The 22,912-nt window shown below is 39.6% G+C and carries 27 protein-coding genes; 7 read left to right on the forward strand and 20 right to left on the reverse strand.

Annotated features, from left to right (window positions below):
- Positions 1-191 precede the first annotated feature (191 nt).
- Entirely contained in the window at positions 192-1,193 is a 1,002-nt protein-coding gene (locus AC3KZC_RS18975; RefSeq protein WP_490577575.1) for a fatty acid desaturase, read from the forward strand.
- Positions 1,194-1,295: 102 nt separating this feature from the next.
- On the opposite strand, the gene AC3KZC_RS18980 is transcribed toward AC3KZC_RS18975, so the two are convergent.
- The 10 genes from AC3KZC_RS18980 to AC3KZC_RS19025 all read right to left on the reverse strand — a co-directional run bounded on the left by AC3KZC_RS18980 (position 1,296) and on the right by AC3KZC_RS19025 (position 8,576).
- Positions 1,296-1,685: a hypothetical protein gene (locus AC3KZC_RS18980; RefSeq protein ID WP_490577574.1), complete on the reverse strand. Its 390-nt coding sequence runs from the start codon at positions 1,683-1,685 to the stop codon at positions 1,296-1,298.
- A 202-nt stretch (positions 1,686-1,887) separates the two neighbouring features.
- On the reverse strand, positions 1,888-2,643 hold the full coding sequence (locus AC3KZC_RS18985) for a lipoprotein intramolecular transacylase Lit (protein WP_490577573.1): 756 nt from the start codon (positions 2,641-2,643) through the stop codon (positions 1,888-1,890).
- A gap of 145 nt (positions 2,644-2,788) precedes the next feature.
- Positions 2,789-3,775 carry a hypothetical protein gene (locus AC3KZC_RS18990; RefSeq protein WP_490577572.1) on the reverse strand — a complete coding sequence of 329 codons (987 nt, stop codon included), beginning with the start codon at positions 3,773-3,775 and terminating at the stop codon, positions 2,789-2,791.
- A 22-nt stretch (positions 3,776-3,797) separates the two neighbouring features.
- Positions 3,798-4,055 (reverse strand): CBU_0592 family membrane protein, encoded by a 258-nt coding sequence (locus tag AC3KZC_RS18995; protein WP_490577571.1) that lies wholly within the window; start codon positions 4,053-4,055, stop codon positions 3,798-3,800.
- 197 nt (positions 4,056-4,252) lie between these two features.
- Positions 4,253-4,504, reverse strand: coding sequence for a hypothetical protein (locus AC3KZC_RS19000; RefSeq protein ID WP_490577570.1), 252 nt, complete (start codon positions 4,502-4,504; stop codon positions 4,253-4,255).
- Between the two features lie 42 nt (positions 4,505-4,546).
- Entirely contained in the window at positions 4,547-4,957 is a 411-nt protein-coding gene (locus AC3KZC_RS19005; protein WP_490577569.1) for a DUF1761 domain-containing protein, read from the reverse strand.
- A gap of 123 nt (positions 4,958-5,080) precedes the next feature.
- Entirely contained in the window at positions 5,081-5,599 is a 519-nt protein-coding gene (locus AC3KZC_RS19010) for a response regulator transcription factor (protein ID WP_490577689.1), read from the reverse strand.
- Positions 5,600-5,606: 7 nt separating this feature from the next.
- Positions 5,607-6,830, reverse strand: a complete 1,224-nt coding sequence (locus AC3KZC_RS19015) for an ATP-binding protein (RefSeq protein ID WP_490577688.1) — start codon at positions 6,828-6,830, stop codon at positions 5,607-5,609.
- Between the two features lie 41 nt (positions 6,831-6,871).
- Entirely contained in the window at positions 6,872-7,276 is a 405-nt protein-coding gene (locus AC3KZC_RS19020) for a nuclear transport factor 2 family protein (RefSeq protein WP_490577568.1), read from the reverse strand.
- Positions 7,266-8,576: a metal-dependent hydrolase family protein gene (locus AC3KZC_RS19025; RefSeq protein ID WP_490577567.1), complete on the reverse strand. Its 1,311-nt coding sequence runs from the start codon at positions 8,574-8,576 to the stop codon at positions 7,266-7,268. Before AC3KZC_RS19025 ends, AC3KZC_RS19020 begins: the two co-directional genes overlap by 11 nt.
- Before the next feature lie 228 nt (positions 8,577-8,804).
- On the opposite strand from AC3KZC_RS19025, the gene AC3KZC_RS19030 reads away from it, so the two are divergent.
- From AC3KZC_RS19030 to AC3KZC_RS19045, 4 genes are all read left to right on the forward strand, one after another.
- Positions 8,805-9,878, forward strand: a complete 1,074-nt coding sequence (locus tag AC3KZC_RS19030; RefSeq protein WP_490577566.1) for a ketoacyl-ACP synthase III — start codon at positions 8,805-8,807, stop codon at positions 9,876-9,878.
- Positions 9,879-10,039: 161 nt separating this feature from the next.
- Positions 10,040-10,345, forward strand: coding sequence for a PilZ domain-containing protein (locus AC3KZC_RS19035; RefSeq protein ID WP_490577565.1), 306 nt, complete (start codon positions 10,040-10,042; stop codon positions 10,343-10,345).
- A 33-nt stretch (positions 10,346-10,378) separates the two neighbouring features.
- Positions 10,379-11,047: an AAA family ATPase gene (locus tag AC3KZC_RS19040; RefSeq protein WP_490577564.1), complete on the forward strand. Its 669-nt coding sequence runs from the start codon at positions 10,379-10,381 to the stop codon at positions 11,045-11,047.
- Entirely contained in the window at positions 11,034-11,387 is a 354-nt protein-coding gene (locus AC3KZC_RS19045; RefSeq protein WP_490577563.1) for a replication protein RepA, read from the forward strand. The genes AC3KZC_RS19040 and AC3KZC_RS19045 overlap by 14 nt, the downstream gene beginning before the upstream one ends.
- 234 nt (positions 11,388-11,621) lie before the next feature.
- Here AC3KZC_RS19045 and efp read toward each other — a convergent pair whose 3' ends face one another.
- On the reverse strand, positions 11,622-12,194 hold the full coding sequence (gene efp, locus AC3KZC_RS19050; protein WP_490577562.1) for an elongation factor P: 573 nt from the start codon (positions 12,192-12,194) through the stop codon (positions 11,622-11,624).
- A gap of 46 nt (positions 12,195-12,240) precedes the next feature.
- Complete coding sequence (gene earP / locus AC3KZC_RS19055; RefSeq protein ID WP_490577561.1) at positions 12,241-13,374, reverse strand: elongation factor P maturation arginine rhamnosyltransferase EarP; 1,134 nt, start codon at positions 13,372-13,374, stop codon at positions 12,241-12,243.
- 206 nt (positions 13,375-13,580) lie between these two features.
- Here earP and AC3KZC_RS19060 point away from each other — a divergent pair, with 206 nt between their 5' ends.
- Positions 13,581-14,066, forward strand: a complete 486-nt coding sequence (locus tag AC3KZC_RS19060; protein WP_490577560.1) for a hotdog fold domain-containing protein — start codon at positions 13,581-13,583, stop codon at positions 14,064-14,066.
- A gap of 46 nt (positions 14,067-14,112) precedes the next feature.
- On the opposite strand, the gene efpL is transcribed toward AC3KZC_RS19060, so the two are convergent.
- From efpL to AC3KZC_RS19075, 3 genes are all read right to left on the reverse strand, one after another.
- Complete coding sequence (gene efpL / locus AC3KZC_RS19065; protein ID WP_490577559.1) at positions 14,113-14,688, reverse strand: elongation factor P-like protein EfpL; 576 nt, start codon at positions 14,686-14,688, stop codon at positions 14,113-14,115.
- Positions 14,689-14,815: 127 nt separating this feature from the next.
- Positions 14,816-15,172 carry a RidA family protein gene (locus AC3KZC_RS19070; RefSeq protein ID WP_490577558.1) on the reverse strand — a complete coding sequence of 119 codons (357 nt, stop codon included), beginning with the start codon at positions 15,170-15,172 and terminating at the stop codon, positions 14,816-14,818.
- A 118-nt stretch (positions 15,173-15,290) separates the two neighbouring features.
- Positions 15,291-17,309, reverse strand: a complete 2,019-nt coding sequence (locus tag AC3KZC_RS19075) for an EAL domain-containing protein (protein ID WP_490577557.1) — start codon at positions 17,307-17,309, stop codon at positions 15,291-15,293.
- Between the two features lie 355 nt (positions 17,310-17,664).
- On the opposite strand from AC3KZC_RS19075, the gene AC3KZC_RS19080 reads away from it, so the two are divergent.
- On the forward strand, positions 17,665-18,075 hold the full coding sequence (locus tag AC3KZC_RS19080; protein WP_490577556.1) for a hypothetical protein: 411 nt from the start codon (positions 17,665-17,667) through the stop codon (positions 18,073-18,075).
- A gap of 16 nt (positions 18,076-18,091) precedes the next feature.
- Here the strand turns inward: AC3KZC_RS19080 and AC3KZC_RS19085 are convergent, their stop codons facing one another.
- The 5 genes from AC3KZC_RS19085 to AC3KZC_RS19105 all read right to left on the reverse strand — a co-directional run bounded on the left by AC3KZC_RS19085 (position 18,092) and on the right by AC3KZC_RS19105 (position 22,698).
- Complete coding sequence (locus AC3KZC_RS19085) at positions 18,092-18,517, reverse strand: hypothetical protein (protein WP_490577555.1); 426 nt, start codon at positions 18,515-18,517, stop codon at positions 18,092-18,094.
- Positions 18,518-18,565: 48 nt separating this feature from the next.
- Positions 18,566-19,090, reverse strand: coding sequence for a lipocalin family protein (locus AC3KZC_RS19090; protein ID WP_490577554.1), 525 nt, complete (start codon positions 19,088-19,090; stop codon positions 18,566-18,568).
- A gap of 149 nt (positions 19,091-19,239) precedes the next feature.
- On the reverse strand, positions 19,240-21,498 hold the full coding sequence (locus AC3KZC_RS19095; protein ID WP_490577553.1) for an Orn/Lys/Arg family decarboxylase: 2,259 nt from the start codon (positions 21,496-21,498) through the stop codon (positions 19,240-19,242).
- Between the two features lie 272 nt (positions 21,499-21,770).
- Positions 21,771-22,037: a hypothetical protein gene (locus tag AC3KZC_RS19100; protein WP_490577552.1), complete on the reverse strand. Its 267-nt coding sequence runs from the start codon at positions 22,035-22,037 to the stop codon at positions 21,771-21,773.
- Between the two features lie 334 nt (positions 22,038-22,371).
- Positions 22,372-22,698: a hypothetical protein gene (locus AC3KZC_RS19105; RefSeq protein ID WP_490577551.1), complete on the reverse strand. Its 327-nt coding sequence runs from the start codon at positions 22,696-22,698 to the stop codon at positions 22,372-22,374.
- Positions 22,699-22,912: the final 214 nt, after the last annotated feature.

Here is a 22,912-nt window from a genome sequence, read left to right on the forward strand (position 1 = left end):
CCTTTTTGATTGGATAGCATAACATTGTTTAAAAGTGTCTGAAAAGTAAGAAAATGGCCGCTTTCAACTGTCTGTGTGCTGAACTTATTTAAACCCTTGACCTATTTTAGTGCCAGCCGTTAAACGCTTTTTGTTGATATGAAGCCCTAAAACCGTATCATGAGCGCACATTTTGCTGTTAAAAACGAACCATGAATTCTTCATCAAGCAATCAACGTATTCAAACTATCGTCAAAGCGATAAAAAAAGAAGAGCAACTGCTGCGAGCACGTCACCCTCTTTTGGCCCACCAAAATACCATTGCACTGACCTTATTAATTGTGTCTTTATCTGCCATGGTAGGTATTGGTTTTTTATATTATTTGGCACTTATTCCTGCTTGGCTCACGATTATTCTTGCAGCTTTGTTTGCTTCAATTTCCCATGAGCTTGAGCACGACCTAATTCATAAACAATATTTTAATAAACAACCCGTAATGCATAACCTGATGATGTTGGTGGTGTGGCTGATGCGCCCTAATACCATTAATCCGTGGGCGCGGCGCGTGATGCATTTAAACCATCACAAAGTATCGGGTACCAATCAAGATTTAGAAGAGCGATTAGTCGGCAATGGCATTAAAAACCCGCTGCTGCGTTTTATTGTGATTGTTGATGGCTTGCTGGGCTTGTTGATTTTTCAAAAACGCTTTAGCGCTGAAATTAAAGGCTTTCACTTTTTAAAGGTGTTTAATGCGGGCTTTCCTATTACAAGTAGTTATTTTTTAGTGCTTTATAGTTTTATTATTTTTCATGTTGTTGATTTTGCGACAGCAGGGCAACTTGCTTATCCTGCCTATTTGCTTGAGATTATGGGCTGGGTTAATTTTTTAATGGTGGTTTTAATTGCGCCCAATATTCTTCGCTCTGCCAGCTTAAATTTTGTCACCTCTTCAATGCATTACTATGGCGGTGTGACGAACGTATTACAACAAACCTATGTACTTAATCACTGGCTTTTTGCGCCTTTTCAATGGTTTTGTTTTAACTTTGGCCATACCCATACCATTCACCATTTTATTCCTAACCAGCCGTTTTATATTCGCCAGTGGATCAGTAAAAAAATTATTCCGGTGATGCTCAAAAACGGCGTGCATCACAACGATTTGGCAAGCCTTAAACAAGCCAATTATTACCACCATACGTCTAATTAACCCGCTCTTAATTTTGACCACAGCCCACTCATTATGGCTGTGGTCTATCACTTAATCACCGGCTAAAAATTTGAAAATGATGATTGCAGCTTCAGGAAAAATCTAGGCTGCTTTTTCATCAAGCTTTAATACTAAGGCTTTTAACACTGATAACTCAGCGTTGCCACCGAAATTTTTCACAGCTTGGTTAAATGCACTCGTCGCTTGCTCTTGCTTGCCCAATTTTTCATAAAGTAGACCTATTCGAACATAGGTAAAACAAAGCGTATTAGGACCCACTTCTGATAATAAAACACCTGTGGTATCAGACTTGATAATACGTGCTAATGCTTCAAGAGCGTACAGTGCACTTTGAGGCTCAGCATTTAAATAATGGTTATATGCCAATTCGATTTCTTGCTTTAAAAAATCAGCCGTAATTTCATTCGCCTGTGCCAAGTTGGCACTTAAACTCAAAGCAAAAATCAAACTCGGTAGTATCACTTTTTTCATTTTTATTTCCTTATAAATTCAACAGAAATTAAGTTTAACAGTTTGATAAAAATACAATTTAAAGTCATTAGCTGTTTATAAACAAGAGTTAAACCTCCTAAGGAATTGATTATCGCGCAAAAAGGTTCAATCATTAAAGAAAAATCAAATTGTGCTTGGTTTTTTTAGCGATTACTTACCGATATTTCTAGGTCAACCTATTTTATTGTCTCATTTTGAATAATCGACCTAATCTAGCCATAAGTAAAAGGCCAATGACGAGAAATACACTGCAATACAGCATTAGCGTTGCCGCTATGGCTCCAAATAGGTCAGGCGCTTTCATTAAGGTGGTCATTAATGAATCCTGATAGTAGAAAAACCAAGGGTGATCAATTGGAAAAATAATAGTATGAAACCAATAAAAAACAGCTGTAGGGCCAACAACAAAAAGGCTACCCCCCACTAAAAAAAGCAGACAAAAGTAAATCTTGAACAAGCCCAAGGCTTTAAACTTAGGATAGCGACCAGTGATAAAGCGAGGTAAAGCTAGCAATAAAACCAACGCAAAAAAACTAACGAAAGCAACGCCATTTGTAACATTAATCAGGTTAGCCACATCTTCTAAATGCGTTATTTCTGCTTGAGTTAATAACGGTTGTAACACAGAACCATTATAAAAGGTGATCTGAGATAAGCCTTCCCCATGGTGGTCAATTGCATCAACAATGTAACTAAATAACGCGATATGTTCTGTTTTGGCTAAATGTTCAAGTCCTAAAAAATGAATATTTTGCGGGCCATAAAGCTCAATATGCTGTTTTATATCAAGCCAGTCATACCATAATGAATAATGAAAATTCTGTAGTTTTAACACTTGCCAACTTAGCCAGAGTAAAACAATAAATATGCAAACACTCACTAAAAACCAGTAAGTACTGCCAAAAAAACGAGAAAAACGAGAGAGAAACAGTGGCATGTTCTGACCAAAAAATAAATAGATACGCTATTTTTCAATAGCATATTATTAAAAACCGATAGATTGAAGATACCCGACTATGGGCTGAGATAACAGCATGTTTTACATAATTGTTATGCTAAAAGTGAATGTTACGTTGTCGGTATTATTGACCGTAATAGCCGATAATTCGCAGCGCGATACCAAATTCCTCTTTGTAATCTTTTAACTCACGATACTCTAAGAAAGGCTCGACTTCGTAATAAAGCCAACTATGAAGAAATTGCTGGCGGTAGCGATAAGACACGGTGTAATTTTTGAAACCGTTAAAAGTATGTTTTACGTTAACGCCCGTGATCATGGCACGCTTTTGATCAGGTAAATAACTTAAATATAAGCCACTTCTAAGTTCACTCTCAGGTTCACTTTGCAAATGACGCAAGTTTGCCGACCAATTTACACTCAGTGTAGGCGAAAGTTCTTTGTCGTAGGCTAATTTAAGAAATTGGCCAAAGCCATCAGAATAAAAATACTCAAGACCTGCCCTAGCAGAAAAAAAATGGCTTTCAATTTGTTTTTCCCACACAGCAGAACTGCGAGCATAAAGCTGGGTACGTGAAATACCAATACGATGATCGATATTCAAATTATCATTTTTTTCAACTAAGTATTGCAATGATGCATTAATGTCATTGCCTTGATTATTATTGCCAGCAATGGGGTTTTCTGTTTCAAATGGCAAGCGCCCAAATTCATCTGCATCATTATCAACAATCAGCTTTAAGCGTTTTTTCCAATTGGGTAAACTCAGTGATACGGTAAAACGAACTTGTGTTTCACTCCAATCATTATTGCGAGGAAGCCACCCTAAGCGTAAATAGCCTTTAGCGGCAGCTTTTTGGTCACTGGGAACATCAGCAATTAAATTATCAATCCACTGAGCGCTATTTTGCATTTGTTGATTGATTTGCTCACGAAAGGCGATGAGGTTACTTGTTTCCTCTGATGTCGCTGATGCGTCAGTGGTTGAAGCGTCAGTGGTTGAAGCGGTATTGGCCGTTAACACCGCAGGTACTGGCTCTTCATTTGCTGCGCTTGGTAAACTCAAACAGGCAATTAATGCTAAACAAAAGGGGTAAAGAACCAGTTGCATTTTTTACTCCCTTTATCCTAAATTAGGTGGTGGCTGTGGGTTTGCTGAAGTATTTATACAACCCGATTAAAGAGGCTGCAATCCAGAATAATTCAATAACAAAGCTTGCTAAATTAAAGTTATAACAAAGACTTATTAATAACAAGATAGCGCCTGTTAAATTCATCAAATTATATTTCAACCCCTGAGGATTGACTTTTCCTAATTGTAGTAGAAAAAAAGCACCCACCACTAAAAACGTACCTGACATACCGATAATATCAAAAATTAAATCAGTCATTACACAACTCCAAGCTTAATATTCGTCCAGATCTGCTGGCCCTATCCGTGGGGAGGACGTTTTTCATTCCATGAAACAGCTTGTAGTGAGATACCTAAATGGTATCCGACAAGGTTGCATAGTTTAGGATGCTAAATTAAGGCGAACAAGGACATAAATCCTTATTTGGACTGACTTACCTTCTTTTTCACTCCACTTTATTTGCTATGAACTTTTCCACCAATCATTTTTAAAGCAGGGATCCCCCGAATAAGGCACTGGCGGGCAAATACTTGCTGGCAATTAGGGCATTGCCCCACTTGAGTTGTAAAATCTTGACTGATCCGTTCAACAAAGCATTTAACGAGCGCCCCCTTACCACCTTTTTGATATTTATAAAGTTTTGTTTGGCACGCTTTACAAAATATATCAACAGTGCGAGTAGGTGCATTTTTATTTGGACGAGCCATGAGGTTAATCTTTAATGATACTTACATCAGAGTGTAACGCATTTAATAAGGCCATAAACCAAACACGAGGCCAATGAGGGTAAATTGTGCGGTGTGATAACCCGCATTGATTAAAAAGAGTTTTAGCGGCTTTTGTTCAAACACATAATTAATTGCCAATACGGTCGAGACCCAACACAATCCGACAATAAAACCTAAGGATGTTGACCATAATACACTCGGGTGCGTTCCTACGATAAACCCAAACAGCATACTAATTAAAAAAGTGGCACAAAAAGCAATACCAATCACTTTTAACGGATCTGCTTTTTTGATGTCAAATGGGGTTAACCCCGATGTTTCAAGCCAGGCGAGCTCAAATAGCCAAGGTGAATACCAAATCCCCCATAATAAAAACGAAGAGCATGTGGCAACTAAGATTGCGCCTAAATTGAGACTGCTTATATCAAACATTTGGTGAGGTACACTTCAACAACAGATACACAAAAGCTAGCCAGAATTGGGCAATAACTCAAGTTTATTGCAATAAACACAATGCAACGACATAACGACACTCACAGAACTCAACGCTGTGATTTAGCGCTGAACGGGTTTTTTATATAATTTACGCTGTAACGTGCGTCGATGCATATCAAGTTGCCGCGCAGTCGCAGATACATTTCCATTATTCGCATTCAGAATTTGCTGAATATGCTCCCATTCTAGGCGCTCTGCCGACATGGGGGCTTCTTCAATAATACAATCGTCGGTTTCTCCGATAAGGGCTTTGAGTATTGTTTGTGTGTCGGCAGGTTTGGCTAAATAATCACTCGCTCCCAATCGCATGGCTTCCACGGCCGTAGCAATACTTGCAAAACCCGTTAATAACACTATGTGGCACTTCGGATATGCCGTGCGAAGTGGCTTAATTAAATGCAAGCCATTGTCATTTTCAAGTTTCATATCGAGTAGGATATGAGTTGGACTAAACTGCATTGCCTTCGCAAGTGCATCACAGCTGTGATGCACTTTTTCACAGGTAAACCTTTGCTGCGTTAAACGCCGAGCTAACACATTGGCATAAGCAACATCATCTTCAATGATCAATAATCGCATTAAATCGTTACTCATAACGGGTCTGTTGAATAAGAGGATAAAACGGTAATTCAACGATTGCTTGCATGCCTTTTTCTGGATGGTTTTGTAAGTGAAGTTTGCCAGAAAAACGCTCGATTGTAGCATTAGACAATAATAGCGCCATCCCTAAACCTTGTTCGCTTTTAATCAACTGTACACCAAGTTTAATACTCTGATCATCGCTCAACCCCAAGCCAAAATCACGAATGGTGATCACTAAGGTAGTCGCCCATTCCTTTTGGTGCTGCTTTAAGTCCATTTCAACGCATTGCTGACCTTGCACATCATTTGCTTGCACCGCATTTTGCAATAAATTAAATAAAGCGGGCAATAGCAAGGCATCCGCTTCAATATAACCCGCTGGTAAAGCCGATATGTTTAATTGTTGCAGTGGAAATTGCAATTGGAACTGCTCTTTTAATTGTTCAACCAGGAGAGATACCTTCAATCGTTGAGATTTTTTTTCACGCACAGCACTGGCTAACTCTCGAAATGAAGCCAACTGAGCCGCACAAGTATTCAGTGGGGCTGCCATCTCTTGCAACGCAGGGTGATTAGGGGTTGTTTCAAGTAGTTCATCGTAAAGAAGCTGAATCGTGGCAAGTGGCGTAGCGAGTTGATGGGTGACTTGCGTTGAGGCCATTCCTAGCGCAAGCAGTTGCTCACTTCTCAATTGTTCTTCACGTTGTTCAGCAATTGCTTTTTCACGCTCAAGGATCATTCGAGCCAGTGCCCCCACAACTAAGGTCACCACCAGTGCCGATAAGATAAAATTAGCCCACATGGCAACAAAGTGTTTTGTCATGTCCATGTGATGCATACTGTGGCTGGGCATTTTTAACAACATAATACTGTAGGCTGCCATTGCTGCACCTGACACTAAAACCAACCAACGAGTGGGTAACGTGACCGCAGCTATTACAATCGGCAACAAAAGTAGCGATACAAACGCATTGGTTGCACCACCGCTTAGAGACAATAACAGTGTTAAAAACACCACATCGGCAAGCAATTGCAAGACTAAGTCATGTTGGCGAATATCGCGCCGACGATAAAACAAGATGCTGGTTAAATGAAATATCGTTTCACCACAAATAACCACGATTAATGGCATTAATGAAATATCTAACGCCATTAAGAAGTACACTGCAAACACGGTTATAAGTTGTATAACAATTGCACCACTGCGCAACAGGAGCAGCTTATCCATCGGACGACTGCTACCAAAAGACCATTTTACCACTGCCTACCCTATTTTTTATCTATCGTAAATTCGGCACAGGGTGTGCCTTGATGAAATACCATTTGCCAACCATTTGTCGTTTTACGCCAAATTGAACTGCGATTTGAAAACTGCGGTCGGGGTTCTTTATCGCGTACCAATCGCGCCCGATAGGTTACTTGTGCTATCTCAGCATGAATTAAGCGCACATCAAAATCTTGATTATGAAAATCTGGCATCATTTCTGATGGTAAACGCGATAATACATGCTGTTTATCAAAAGACTTTCCTGTTGCAGAAAATTCAACAAAGTCATCTGCAAGCAAATTATCCAGCATGGCTGAAGAAGCCCGCACATTAGGTTTTAATAATGAAAGTTCTAACATTACTAAGTGTTGTGATAAGGACAGTTCTACAGGTAAATTACTTTTCATTTTTATAAATCACCCCATTTTTCATAACAAATGATACTCGAGATAATTCGCTGATATCTTGTTCTGGATCACCTTGAAGGGCAATGATATCGGCAAATTTACCTACTTCTAAGCTGCCAAGCTGCTTTTCCATGCCAAGCAAGGCTGCAGCACTGAGTGTAGCACTGACAATTGCATCCTTCACCGGCATACCATACTGCACCATTAGGGCAAACTCTTTAGCATTTTGACCATGGCGTGAGACACCAGAATCGGTGCCAAAGGCAATATTTACCTTATTTTTTAATGCTGTACGAAATGCCTCTTCCATCAAAGGAGCAACTTGTTTTACTTTTGCCACAATTGCAGCAGGCATATTTGGATTAATGAGCGCCTCTTCAGATACTGTGGCACCCGCTAACAAGGTTGGTACTAAATAGGTATGGTGTTTTTTAAACAAACGAATCGATTCTTTATCAAGATACGATCCATGTTCTATTGAATCAACTCCCGCACGAATTGCAGCATTAATTCCATCGGTACCATGCGCATGTGCCGTTACTTTACGGCCTAAATTATGTGCTGTAGTCACAATCGCTTTGAGTTCTTTGTCGGTGAATTGCTGTTTTACTCCGGCTGCCGTATTACTGAGCACCCCGCCTGTAGCCGTTATTTTAATTACATCGGCGCCACTTTTAACTACCTCGCGCACCGCTCTTTGGCAATCATCTGCGCCGTTACAAATGCCCAATCCGCCTGTAATAAGCTCTGTAACATCATGACGATAACCATGTAAATCACCATGGCCGCCAGTGGCTGAAATAAAATCACCAGCGGCAAAAATGCGTGGCCCAACGATGGTCTGATTATTAACCGCTCGCTTTAACGGGAATATCACTTTGTAAGACCCACCTAAATCACGCACAGTGGTAAAGCCTGCCTTAAGTGTTTTTTCAAGATACGGGATTGATGCTAAGGCTGAATCTGAATCGTATTGAGTTAGCCAAGCATGGGGATTCGCTGCAGGATCTCGCTCAAACGTTAAATGAACATGCATGTCAATTAGGCCGGGCATGACATAACTGTTTTTAAGGTCAATGACAGGAGCATCTGTTAATCCTAATTGCGCTAAAGTGCGATATCCTTGGTGTATTGCACTAATTTTACCCTCTTTCAAAACTAATGTTTGCTCTTTAAGAGCTGGCGTACCAGGAATGGTCAATACCGTCCCGCCATAAATAACAGCATCAACGTGAGCAAACACACACGAGCTTGTCATGAGCATTACACTCGTTAATAGCGCAGCAGAAAGTCTAAACATCTTAATTACCTTTTATTATTCTTATATTGCTATTGATATCACAAATAGACTAAAAACCTATCACTTTGCGTTAATTACGCGCAAATCATGCAAATTATTTGCGTTAAAAAAACGATTGAGTGAATTTGCTAGAGTTCAATTCTAGATTTTGTTATAACTCCTCTGACCACACCCAAACCGCGTGATATCCACTACACTGGATGCAAGCTCAAACACTTTGGAACACACATGTTATATGGCAAAATTACTGGCTGGGGTAAATGTTTACCTCCGGCAATTCTTACCAATCAAGCACTCAGTGATGTAGTTGATACCAACGATGAGTGGATCACATCGCGTACTGGCATTAGCGAACGCCGTGTCAGCCATGTGTCTACCGCAGACTTGGCAACCGCAGCTGCAAAAAATGCATTGGCATGTGCCGGTATTGATGGCAGTGATATCGATTTGGTTTTGCTTGCAACGTGCAGCCCATCCACTATGGTGGCCAATACCGCTTCATTAGTACAAAAAAATATTGGTGCCGCCGGTGCTGCAGCCTGTGATGTAAATGCTGCTTGTTCTGGTTTTTTATATGCATTACAAAACGCCACTGCGCAAATTCAGGCCGGAATGATCAAAAAAGCAGTCGTGATCGGTGCCGAACGGATGACTTGGTACGTAAACTGGGCCAGACGCGACAGTGCCGTATTATTTGGTGATGGCGCAGGTGCTATTGTCATTGAAGCGTGCGATGAACCCTGTGGCCTGATGGCAACCAAAACAGGCTGCGATAGCACCGAAAGAGACATTTTACACATCACTAATTTTGGTACTGACATCAACAAATACGATGCTCCGGTAGGACCTTCCGATTTATTATTTGAAGGGCGTGAAATATTTAAACGTGCCGTTAAAGGCATGAGTGATGCGTGTGATGATGTATTGCAACAAGCCAATTTAGCACTAACAGACATTGATGTACTGATCCCACATCAGGCCAATTTGCGAATTATTCAAGCCATTGCCCAGCGTCTAGATGTGTCAGATGATAAAATCATGGTGAACATTAACAAATACGGTAATACCTCGGCCGCAACTGTGCCTATTGCATTGTGTGAAGCCGTAGAACAAGGGCTTATTCAACCTAATGCCAACATTATGTCGGCCGCATTTGGCGCTGGTTTAACGTGGGGAGCTTCTTATATTAAATGGTCTGAACGTGTCTCCCCTATCAACCAACCCACAGCCGAGCTACCCAAAAACACAAAAACGGCACTTGAACTGCTTGATGGCGCAATAAAAGCCTGCCAATCAATCTAATTTTTAAAGTATCAAGTACACTGGGCGTGCGCGTAGCCGCCCATCTTCCCCTCGCACTATTTTTGCAAAATCTTCATTAAACTCGTTTTTTTATAAACATCAGCTACATTTTTAAATACACCTCATTAGAGGTTTTTTAAATTAAAAATGGAGCAGTAGATATGACTGATGAGCCTACCTTTCATGACAGACGGTCTTCTCTTCGCCTTGATATGGAAAAAGAACTCATTTCAATCCAATGGCGTGATGCCAATGGCATAGAACAAAACCGCGATGTAATGTGCGTAGATGTATCAAGTGGTGGATTACGTTTTAGCTTAGAGCAAAGCATTCCAATTGACGCTCAAATTACAGTGCATTTCAAACCTCGCCAATCGCTCACCATAAAACGTTTGGCTACTGTCATTCGTTCCGAGCAGCAAAGTCACGGTTGGTTTGATATTGGTCTTATCTTTTCTAAAAAATAATGAGTTTACCTGAATACGTATTAAGGATTTACAATGATTATTTTAGTTGGTGGTGAAAAAGGTGGTAGCGGTAAAAGTTGTTTAGCACAAAACATTGCGGTTTACCTAGCAAAGTATAAGCAAGCAACGGTTTTAATGGTAGATTGTGATCCACAGCGCACTTCATCAGATTGGATCCAAGCACGTTCGGCAAACCCTAAGTTACCCATGATCAACTGCGTACAATTGTATGGAAAAATTCGCAATGATCTCATAAGCCTAGAAAATCACTATGATTATTTAGTGGTTGATTGCGGTGGCCAAGACAACTTAGCCCTTCGAGCGGCCATGTCTGTAGCAGATCATGTATTAATTCCACTTAGACCAAAACGTCGTGATTTAAAAACCGTGCCGCACATGGAAGACATTCTTTCAACCTGTAAAATGGTTAACCCTAAAATGAATGCCTCGTTTGTAATGACCCAATGCCCATCCTTACCCAATCAAGTAAGCCGGATCATTGAAGCAAAAGAAGTATGTGAATCATTTGGGATTAATGTACTTGATGCCATTACCTATAGTCGTAATATTTATGATGACAGTGAAGAAAATGGCGAGTCAGTGATAGAGATTGATCCATCAGGTAAAGCCGCAGAAGAAATAATAGCCATCGCAGAAGAAATGCTGGCTATCGCACCAGGAACAAGCCATGAGTTTAGCTGATCTGAAAAAAAAAGCGGCGGCTAAAAAACTACAAAAGTTAAATGTTGATGAGTTTATAGAAGACGCCACAGCTTATGCACAAGGACACTCGGTGTTAGCACAACCGATTTTGCCAGCTAAAAAACGAAAAAAAAATGCGAGAGCTCGAAACTTTAAAAATGCGACATTCACACTCAGTCATGAGCATATTGAACAGTTAAACCATTTAGCTGAACACACCGGATTTGCAAAATCACGCATTTTACGACTACTAATTGAACAGCTAGCAGACCAAAGTGATGATGATATTGAACACTTACTCAATGCATTAAAAACCGATACATTAAAAAATGGTGAATGAAGAATAAATACGATGACAATTTGCCTAGGGCGTGTTGACCTTTGTGGATTGCAATTTGTTCAATCTAGGGGAGATTTAATCGTGTCGCGAGGTTTGTAACCTAGTGGGCTAAGTAAGAGTCGAGCAACAAAAAGAGGAGCAAGCTAAATAAAAATAAAATAGGGTAAGCTAGATAAGCGATGGCTATAACTTAAAAATACTAGCGGGCAGTAATACCACCCGCTTAATGAAATACTAAACTGGCGCTTTAGCGCGAGATTTGTATTCACCAGTACGTGTATCGATTTCAATCCAATCTTCAATATTACAAAAATCAGGAACTTTGATTTCTGTGCCATTTACTAATTGTGCAGGCTTCATTACTTTACCTGTTGTGTCACCACGAGCTGAACCTTCAGTGTACGTGATTTGACGAATAATAGTTGTTGGTAAATCAACAGTGATTACTTTGCCTTCGAAGAAAACAGCAGTACAAATGTCATTCATACCATCAACAATATATGGTAATACGCTTTCTAAATCTTCAGCATTGATTTCATACTGATTGTACTCAGCATCCATAAATACATATAAGTCATCAGCAGTATAAGAGTAAGTAACCTCGATACGATCAAGAATTACTGGCTCCATTTTATCGTCAACTTTGTAAACTGTTTCTGTAGAAGAACCGGTTAATAAGTTCTTCAACTTCATTTTAACGATAGCACTAGAGCGACCAGATTTAGTGAACTCAGCTTTTTGAATTAGCCATGGTTGACCGTCGATAAGCGCAACGCTGTTAGGCTTCATTTCTTGTGCAGTTTTCATATTAATTTCCGAAAAAGGATGAATACATAAAATAATTGAACGGGCATTATAACCAATTTAAATAAAACTGTACTAGAGCTTGCGCAATATTTGTTTGTTTTGCCTGATGTTCACACCATTTATTGCTATGTTCAGACACCTCATGCCAATTTTTACGTAAAGTTAGCCAATTATTGCTTATATCTTCACCAACATTCCATTGACGCCACAACTCCAACAATGCACCTTGGTGCAACTTTTGTGGATTTGGACAATAAAGCGCTAAAAAAGCATCTAGCTTTGGCAAATGTGCGTCTTCCTCTTGGGGATAAATATGCCACATAAAAGGCTTACCAGCCCATTGCGCTCTTAAAAATGAATCCTCTCCCCGCACCGCATTAAAGTCGCAGCTCCAAAGCAATTGGTCATATTGTTCTTGGCTCATAAACGCAATAATTTGGATAGTTAACTGCCCAATAATATGAACATCACCCACATTAAGTTCATTGACACCTAAAAACGCCATTACTTGCGGGATCACTCGCCCTTCAGGAACCAATACATGCACTGGCTCGTCACCATCAGCCAAACACTTAAGCCAACTAGCTAAACTGTCATTTTCATAGGCAAAAAGAGAGATCAAAAAAGTATTTTTAGCAACCATAACACCCAATTGCTCTAAAAATTGTTCGCGATATTTAGGATGACTTAAAAATAAATCGCGCTCGCAAATGAGGCTATGTTCTTTAAAAAGCCCCCCCGTTTTAGGCGTAAACCCAGGAAAGAAAAAGTACTTTTGTAAACCATTAGACTGTAACGAAGGTAGGCCATGACACCCTTCAACCCAAGACTCGGCACTTAAATATTCTAGGTTAAGCCATAACGATGGTTTTTCTCGTTTTGCCATCGCTTGAATGTAATCATGGGGTAATTCACACGCAAATGCCTCTATCACCACATCGGCCGCATCACATGCTTGCCATTTAACTGGCCACTGGCGAATAGTCACACCTTGCTGCATTTGTTGCGGTAACGTTGCATTGGCTTGCGGGCAAATTCGGGCAAACGCATCCAGTTCATCAACCCATAAACAGACATCAACATCTTGCTCTGCCACCAATTGTTTGGCCAAACGCCAAGTCACGCCAATGTCGCCAAAGTTATCAACAACACAACAAAAAATATCCCACTTTGCTCGCATTTTTATCTCTTTTAAAGCACTTATCCCATTTTTGACCAGTATTATGCCTCAAAAGGCGGCTGTTTCTGAACCAGTAATAATTAAATACATCGTCGAATGACACAAATCAACATTCTCCCGTTGGCTTAATTGGAGCATGGATTTTTATTCGCGTTGAATGCTACACTCATCAGACCAGATTAAATATAACCATGTACAGGGGACTTATGAGCCAACAACACATCAACAAACCAAATAAAGTGATGGCTTTGTACACAAAACTGCAATCTTGGCCATTTGGTCAAAAAATATTTTCTATTTTAGTTGCTAGAATGGCACCTTATTTTGGCACCATTAATCCGCGTATCACTGACTTACGAGTCAATTACTGTGAATGTTTAATTCCAAAGCGCCGTGCTGTGTTTAACCACATAAAAACCGTTCATGTCATTGCAATTTGTAATGGGTTAGAAATGGCGATGGGGGTAATGGCAGAAGCGTCGGTGCCAAAACATTTACGCTGGATCCCAAAAGGCATGAATGTTGATTACACCGCAAAAGCAGGCAGTGATATTCGCTGTGTGGCAGAGGTTGAACCTGAACAATGGGCGGTAGGTGATATGTTCGTGCCGGTGACTGCGTATGACAATGAAGGAACAATTGTCGTTAAAGGCCACATCAAATTATGGATCTCCGAAAAACCCAAAGCATAAACTAAGCCTGAGCCAAATAGGCTCAGGCTCAATGAGTCAAGTACTACTATTTTGTATCAGCACGGCTCATAAAACGCTGTTCAACCGTATTAATTCTTAGGCGATCACCAACAGCAATATACTCTGGTACTTGCACCGTTAGCCCAGTACTTAAACGAGCAGGTTTTGTACGAGCACTGGCAGAGCCGCCTTTTACCGACGGATCGGTTTCTTCAACAACTAGCTCAACACTTGGTGGCAAATCAATCCCAACTGGTTTTCCGCCTATTAAAATGACATATAAACCTTGTGTTTCATCATTAAAAAATGGCACTTCATCGGCAACCATTTCTTTATCAAGGCTGTAAGGCGTGTAGTCTTCATTATCCATAAACACATATTCTGTGCCATCAACATACGAAAACATCACTTCACGGCGCAGCAAATCGGCCAACTTTAACATATCGACATCTTTAAAGGTTTCATCAACCTTTGCACCTGTAACCACATCATACAAGCGCATGCGGTATAAACTGCCACCAGCTCGGCCTTGAGGGACAGAGCGGGTTATGTCTTTGATCATTAAAACACGGCCGTTGTGTTCAATTGCGGTGCTTTTTTTAACGTCACTCGCCTTTGGCATAGAAGCATTCCTTATAAAAATTTTTGCGCCACAAAACATACCATGATGATATCTTCGGGCAAGTATTCTGGGCTCAAGACATAGCGCAAAAGTAGCCATTATCTTTATTAACGATTTATTTTTATCACTAAACTGAAGGTAAAATGGCCGCCACCACAGTGATTTCAACTAATAAACTAGGATCGGCCAATTGAGCATTGATACACGCACGACTTGGCGCTTGTCCTTGGGGTAACCAAGCATCCCAAAGTTGATTAAATAAGGCAAGATGTGCCAAATCGGGTAAATAAATAGTGACTGACAACAAACATGATAAATTACTGCCCACCGAGGCCAAAGAACGCTCAGCCTGCTGAAATACTTGTTTTATTTGGCTTTCAATATCAGCACTGGCATCATCAGCAACTTCAACAAAATAAGCTGTGTTATTAAAGACTGTGATATCAGACCAGCGTTGTGTGGGGTTTATGCGCTTAATATCCATTTAAATTCCGAGTAGATTGCAATAAACGCCTATCATACCGAAAAAAAACCAACCAATTCAATCTATTCAATGGCTAAGCCTCGCCCAGGCTTTAAATCAATCAAAAAATTTACCGATTTTAGTGCAGCCTAAATTCAATAATATCTTGCGCCGGTAACGCTTTGGCGTAGTACCAACCTTGAGCTATTTGCACTCCTACGCCCTTAATCCAATTGAGCTCTTGCTGCGTTTCAACGCCCTCAGCCACAATGCTGTAGCCCATTTGAATAAAAATATGCACCATATGTTGATAAAGTAACTTTCCTTTCTCGGTTTGTGCTTGCACCAAAAATTGGCGATCTAATTTAACGTGTCTAACCGGTAAATTTGCCAACATAAAAAGGCTTGAATATCCCGTACCAAAATCATCAATCACAGTATCGATGCCATAAGATTTAAGCTTAAGAATGTGTTCACTCACTTTCGCTTGATCAGTCAAATAGCTCGATTCAACTATTTCTACTTTTAGCTGGTTAGGGTATTGGGTAAACAATTGACAGAGTTTTTCAACCAACTCGGCCTGCGTTAATACATTAGGATTAAGATTGATACTGATCGTGGGCGCAAAACCTTGCTTATGCCACAAAGCCAAATCTCTTGCAGCTTGCTCCATCACCCATAAATCAATCAGCTCAGTTTGTTGATGTGCAATAAGCGTATCAAGAAAGTAAGGCCCAACCAATTTCCCTTCTGACGTTTCTAATCGTAATAACGCTTCAAAACCACAAATTTTTCCAGTCAATAAACACACCTGAGGCTGATAATGCAATTGTAATTTGCCTTGTGCGATTTCCTTAAGTACTGAATTTAAGATTTGAGTGGATTGTGTTGATAAACGTTGTTGATGTAAAAAACGTCGTTCACTGGTCGCTGCGTATTGCTGAGATACTTGTAATTGCTCTTTTAAGCGCTGTAATGCTAAGTGATAATTCGTTTTTTCAGCACTCCATTTTAAAAATGGATAATAAATCAAAGCGTTGAGCATAATTAAGCAAAGCTGTAAAAAAACTGCACCTAAATCAGTCCCCACTTGATAGCCATTCATTAAGGTAGGAGTCATCCAGCTAATTTCAGTTTGTGCAAAACCAACCCAACCTGACGATAAAAAAAGATACGACAGTAAAAAATTAATACTGGGGGCTAAAATAAATGGCAGCAGTAAAATTGGATTTAAAAAAACCGGCAAGGCAAATAATAAAATTTCACAAAAGTTGAACAAAGTAAACGGGATCGATAATTTCGCGATATTGCGTTCGTGACTATGTTTAGGTAACGCCAGCGCGGCAATAATCAGCCCCACAAAGCAACCAGTACCACCTAGCAAAACAAACGTATCATAAAACGTTTTGGCACTTAACCCCGTTATAATGTCTTTATCAAGAAAGGATTGTTCAAATAACATGGTAAACATGTTGTCACCATGTACTCCAAAAAACCAAAACAAGTGCGCTGTTAACATTCGCTCAAAAGTAAGTTGAGCCACACTGGCTGTAGGGTCTGGGGTTAACACCCACATAATTTGGATGCCCAACCAATCAAACATAGGTATTACTAAAAACAATCCAAAAAAAACAGCGCTAAAGGGTAATATTAACAGTAACTTATCTTTTAAAAACTCACTCACACCGTCTAAATAACGATTGTTTTTTGGCACCAGTATCAAACAGTAATGTAGCAATAAACTCGTCAGTGAAGGAATTATAATGGCGTACGCACTCGAACCGGTTGGATTTAAACTAATGTCATCTTGATTAAACTCTAAAAAGTGGCTGTGCACAGCAAAGCTCAATAATGCCAAAATCGCCCCAACAACGGCGCTATGACCTAAATTTTTTGAATAATGAAACCCAACTGATAACGTCACCATGAGAGGGAATAAAAGCAAAATTAGCTGCGCACTTTGTTCAATGGTTTGATTAAAGCGACTGCCACTTTCCATTAAACTAATATTTACCGCACCATTGATAAGTAATATAGCCAGCGCTGAACTGACAAAATAAGGCAATAAAGCAATAAAAGACTCACGCAATGATAATAAATACCTTGAATGGATCCAGCTTTGAAATATAGCCGTCAAATCAATCGATTTAGCTTTCAATTACTCACTCTTATTTATTAATGCATTTTTGCTAATTATAGTCGGGATAAATATTAAGCTCAGCCATTTTCTATTCTACAAGAGGAATTACCTCTCATTACGCCAATAATATTGTAACCTGTTAGCAGGTTACTATTTTCAAAGCTAGCCGTGTGACATTAACGTACCGTTGACTCGCCATTGGCCGTGTAAATAGCCAAAATTAATGGGTGAAGCTAAATAATTCAGCTATTTATAGTTATTATGAACGTTATAGCCTAAATGAAATTTAATAATAAATCACAATTACTTTGCCAACGCCTTTTGATGACATATCATAAAAAGTGAACGTGATTGCATTACAGAAGGAAAAAGCATGTTTGAGGGTCATGGTAAATACCGTTTTGTCATTCAAGCTCCTTTTTTGTACCTTGAATTATTATCAGGTTTTAACAAAGAAGGAGTTATTCAATTTCGTAATGCGATGTTTTTGGAATATCAAAAACACCCCAATCACACAATCAATTATGCAATAGTTAATTTAACTGATTGGCAATTAGGCACTGCAGAGAGTTTGGAGCAGGGCCGGAAAATGTTTGAGAACATGGCACAAAGAGGCTATACCAACGTTGACTACTTGCTCAATGGCAACACAATAGCTGCATTTTACCTTAAAAAGTTATGGCAAGGTTTACCCGTTCAAGTGAGTTTTTATGACACTACGGCTCAATATTTAGCACAATACCCTGAACGAACAGCACTCATCGAACATCTCTCAATTGGTTAAACAAATATAACAACGCTTATATTTTCGACATTTTAAAAAAAAGACCGTCCCAAAAACTGTAACTAAATGGTTCATTTTCTTCCCCTTGAATGAGCAGCGCTGCTTTAGCTGAGCTGTCTAAAGGGCATTGAATATCTAGAATACTTACACGGTTACTTTTAATCTCAAGCATCTCAAAACTCACACGATAATCAGCATAAAATTGCTTTTCTGATAAAGTAACCTGGCTATAACGAGGCTTCTCGCATTGCCATGTTCTAAAAAAAGCTTTATCACTGCGAAGTGTGGCTTTTCTACTGATCCAGTGCTGTGCATCATCAAGATTTAATACACTGTCTCCTGTTACCAGCACATCAATGACACGCCATTGCCCTAAATACCAAGATTCTGCTTGTAACGTATTACACCAAAAAAGTGCGAATAAAATAATTTTTTTAACCATATGATTATCCTGCTAGAAAGACAAAATGCACTCTAGCAGTATTAGCCATTATGGATGATTTACGAATATTAATTTATCCGTATCAAAACCAAATGAACGCGCCTGCTCAATAAATTGAGTGAAAACCTCAGGTGATAGGGTTTTGGTTCGAGATAATAACCATAAATAATCAAGATCTGGCCCTGAAACAAACGCATATTGGTAATCTGATTTATCAAGGCCAAAAATAACGTAAGAGCCATAAAAAGGACCAAAAAAAGATACTTTTAAATACCCTATATCAGAAGACTCAACAAAATAAGCGCGCCCATTCGCTTCTTGCCATTGCTGCTTTGTCAGCGAAAAACCACGATTAATAACCGCAACGCTGCCATCATTTTGCAACACATATTGTGCACTTACTTGCTCAAGCCCACGCTCAAAAGAATGATCTAGCCTTGCCACTTCATACCAAGTGCCTAAGTATTTATTAAGCTCAAAATTATCAACAGGCTTAACCCCTTGTGGCATTCCCAAACAGCCGCCGAGCATAATCATCAAAACCAATAACAGAACATAGTTAACTTTTCTCATTTTATTTCAGCCTCTTAGAAGCACTTACGGTAATCATATTCATTGTGCATTAAAGTACAGTAGTTGAGCTTATCATGCTCTTAAACGCAAAAAACCAGCCTAGTAGGCTGGTTTAAAATAGTTACAACATCAAATTAAACGCTCTGTTGTTATTGACCAACCACATCAACAAAATAATGATTAATGCCATCAATTTTTTCACGCACTAAACCATGAACATCGGTTTCAAAGCCTGGAAAACGTTCATTAAATTCACGAGTGAATTTTAGATAATCAACAATAATGGTATTAAAACGCTCACCTGGCACCATTAATGGGATCCCCGGTGGATACGGCGTTACTAACATAGCTGTAATGCGCCCTTCTAGCTCATCAATGCTGACACGTTCAATTTCACGGTGCGCCATTTTTGTCCATGCATCTGCAGGTAACATGGCTGGCTCAATGCTTGAAAGATACATATTTGTGGTCACTTTTGAAATATCAAACTGCTGATAAATCGCATGAATTTGCTGACACAAATCTTTTAAACCCACTTTTTCATATTGAGGATTACGCTCCACAAATTCCGGTAAAATGCGCCAAAGTGGCAAGTTTTGGTCATAATCATCTTTAAACTGTTGTAATTCAGTCACCATTGAGTTCCAACGACCTTTTGTAATACCAATAGTAAACATAATAAAGAATGAATACAGGCCGGTTTTTTCAACCACAATACCGTGTTCTGCTAAATATTTAGTTAAAATAGTGGCAGGAATACCGGTTGCCTCAAAACTACCATCAGCACCCAAACCCGGGGTAATAATAGTTGCTTTAATTGGGTCGAGCATATTAAAGCCAGCTTCAATATCACCAAATTGGTGCCAATCGTCTTGGGCTTTCACTAACCAATCTTCACGACCACCAATGCCCTCTTCTGGGAGGTTTTTTGGCCCCCAAACGCTAAACCACCAATCATCATCACCAAATTCTGCAGCTACTTTTCTCATCGCACGGCGAAAATCAATCGCCTCCGAAAGTGACTCTTCAACCAAAGCTCGCCCACCCGGTTGCTCCATCATGGCAGCAGCAATGTCACATGAAGCAATAATTGAATATTGTGGGCTAGTTGACGAATGCATTAAATATGATTCGTTAAATCTGTGTGTATCTAGCGGGCGATTTTTGGCATTTTGCACCAAAATTTGCGATGCCTGAGAAATACCCGCTAATAGCTTATGAGTTGATTGCGTCGCAAAAACCACAGCATCACTCGAACGCGGACGCTCATCACCGCCAATGGCATGCATGTCTTGATAAAATTCATGGAACGTTGCATGAGGTAGCCATGCTTCATCAAAATGCAGCGTATCAACATATGAACCCAGTTCTTCTTTAATTTGCTCAACATTATAAAGCACACCGTCGTAGGTACTTTGGGTGATGGTTAAAATACGCGGGTTTTTATTTTTTGCTTTAGAAGCAAATGGATGCGCTGCAATTTTTGCTTTAATCGACTCTGCCGAAAATTCATGTTTCGGGATAGGACCAATAATGCCGTAATGGTTGCGCGTAGGCATTAAAAATACAGGGATAGCTCCCGTCATAATAATCGAATGTAAAATCGATTTATGACAATTTCGGTCAACCACGACAATATCACCCGGCGCAACAGTAGAGTGCCAAACAATTTTATTCGATGTAGAAGTACCGTTTGTAACAAAAAACAAATGGTCGGCTTTAAAAATACGCGCCGCATTTTGCTCACTTTTCGCAACAGGGCCGGTGTGATCAAGCAATTGGCCTAACTCATCAACCGAGTTACACACATCGGCACGAAGCATGTTTTCGCCAAAAAATTGGTGAAACATTTGGCCAACAGGGCTTTTCAAAAATGCCACGCCACCTGAGTGACCAGGACAATGCCACGAGTAAGAACCATCGCTGGCATAATTCATTAGCGCTTTAAAAAATGGCGGAGCCAAAGAGTCTAAATATTTTTTCGCTTCACGAATAATGTATTTGGCAACAAAATCAGCAGTATCTTCAAACATATTGATAAAGCCATGTAACTGGCGCAATACATCATTTGGGATATGCTCAGCGGTGCGTGTTTCACCATAAAGGAAAATAGGAATATCGCTATTGCGACGGCGCACTTGCACAATAAACTCACGCAATGATACTAACGCATGTTCGACTTCTTCTGGTGTACCGCTACCAAACTCTTCATCATCGATAGATAAAATAAAACACGAAGCACGACTGGCTTGCTGTGCAAACGCACTTAAATCACCATAACTGGTAAACCCTACGATTTCGTAGCCTTGCTCACCAATAGCGTGAGCTAAATCGCGAATGCCTGAGCCTGAGATATTTTCTGAACGGAAATCTTCATCGATAATTACGACGGGAAAGCGAAACTTCATTATGGATTCCTTGAAATGAGTAGCTGAGTTATTCATGCTATTAATTCAAATAATTGGCAAGCATGGACTTATGCAGGGCTTAGCTATTGCTTTGGCAATGAATACACGATAAACCCGTTTTTTATGGGGTGCAGTATATACCGAACCGACCACAATTTACGAATACATATCTAAAAAACCTTAATAACCATGCATTAACTTCATCGAAGAGTCCCAATTGTGCATAATCTGCACACTTTAACCTTAACTTTGGGTGTTTATAGACTTTAAACTTATTTTAACCGTCTAACCCCATCAATCTTCCCAAGCTCAATGGTGTCTAACAAAGTGTCGATTGCCTCGCGTTCATCGGCTGTAAAGGGCGTATGATTTAACGTCAAAAAGGCATCGTTAAATATATCGTTTTTAGCCATTTGCGTGGCGAGTTTGGCTGATTGCGCCTGTTTTTGTTTATATTTTTTGATCAGGGCCTCTACATCACTTTGATGCTCAGCGGCTAAATCGCCCCCATTCTTAGAAGGAGGAGGTCTGTTATTCATCGCATTTTTACTCCAAACTCACCTGAAATATGCATCTGGGTCAACTCATTAGGGCGTGTGCTTTTATCCGGTTTAATTGTTTTGCCAATTCGTCTTTCGATGCTGCCTTAGCACTAGAAAAAGGAAACAAAACAAATTTAAAAACTTGCTTCGGGAAAGGGATAAAATATGTACCACTTAAACAGATCTAAAAGTGCAAAGCCATTCGCTCTTTTGAGCAACACTGGCAAGCCTAGCGTTTTGCCTTTTAATTTACTGCAATATCGAGGTGATATTATATGCAAAGCGCCAAAAGCTTAAAATTAGCAATCGACGCTAAAACCTCTTTAAGTAATTAGTTAATCAAGAAAAATATTACAGGAACTTGGCCAACTAAAACAATTAACGAGCCGATTAAAGTAGACTTTACCGCATTTTTTAAACCACGCCATTTTATAAAAAGTTGTGAAATAAATAGACAGGCTAATGGTAACCCAATAGCACTAAAGATTGAAAAAGCCTGCTTTTCATCTGCATCTAAATTAAAGCGTTTTAATTCACCTATAAACTGGCTAGATAAATAAATATTGAGCCCAATAATACAAATTGACAGTAACGAAAGAATGATTACTTTTTTAATCGAATAGGGATTAATTACTTCTTGTTGGTAGGATAAATCCATGTTATTTCCTTATTTTTATCTAATGCTGCTGTTATATAGCCAAGCCACCTCAAGGTACAGAATTCAGCGCTTCACAGGGGCTGCATTGAGCCTGTTGGCACCACGTACTAATCGGCGATACGACTGCGAGATATACACAATATCACCACAAAAAAACTAAGACAGGCTTTAAACCAAGCTTGAAAACTAAATAGCTTCTTCATCACACAAGGTT

It is taken from the genome of Pseudoalteromonas sp. J2K-J031, from assembly GCF_058197095.2.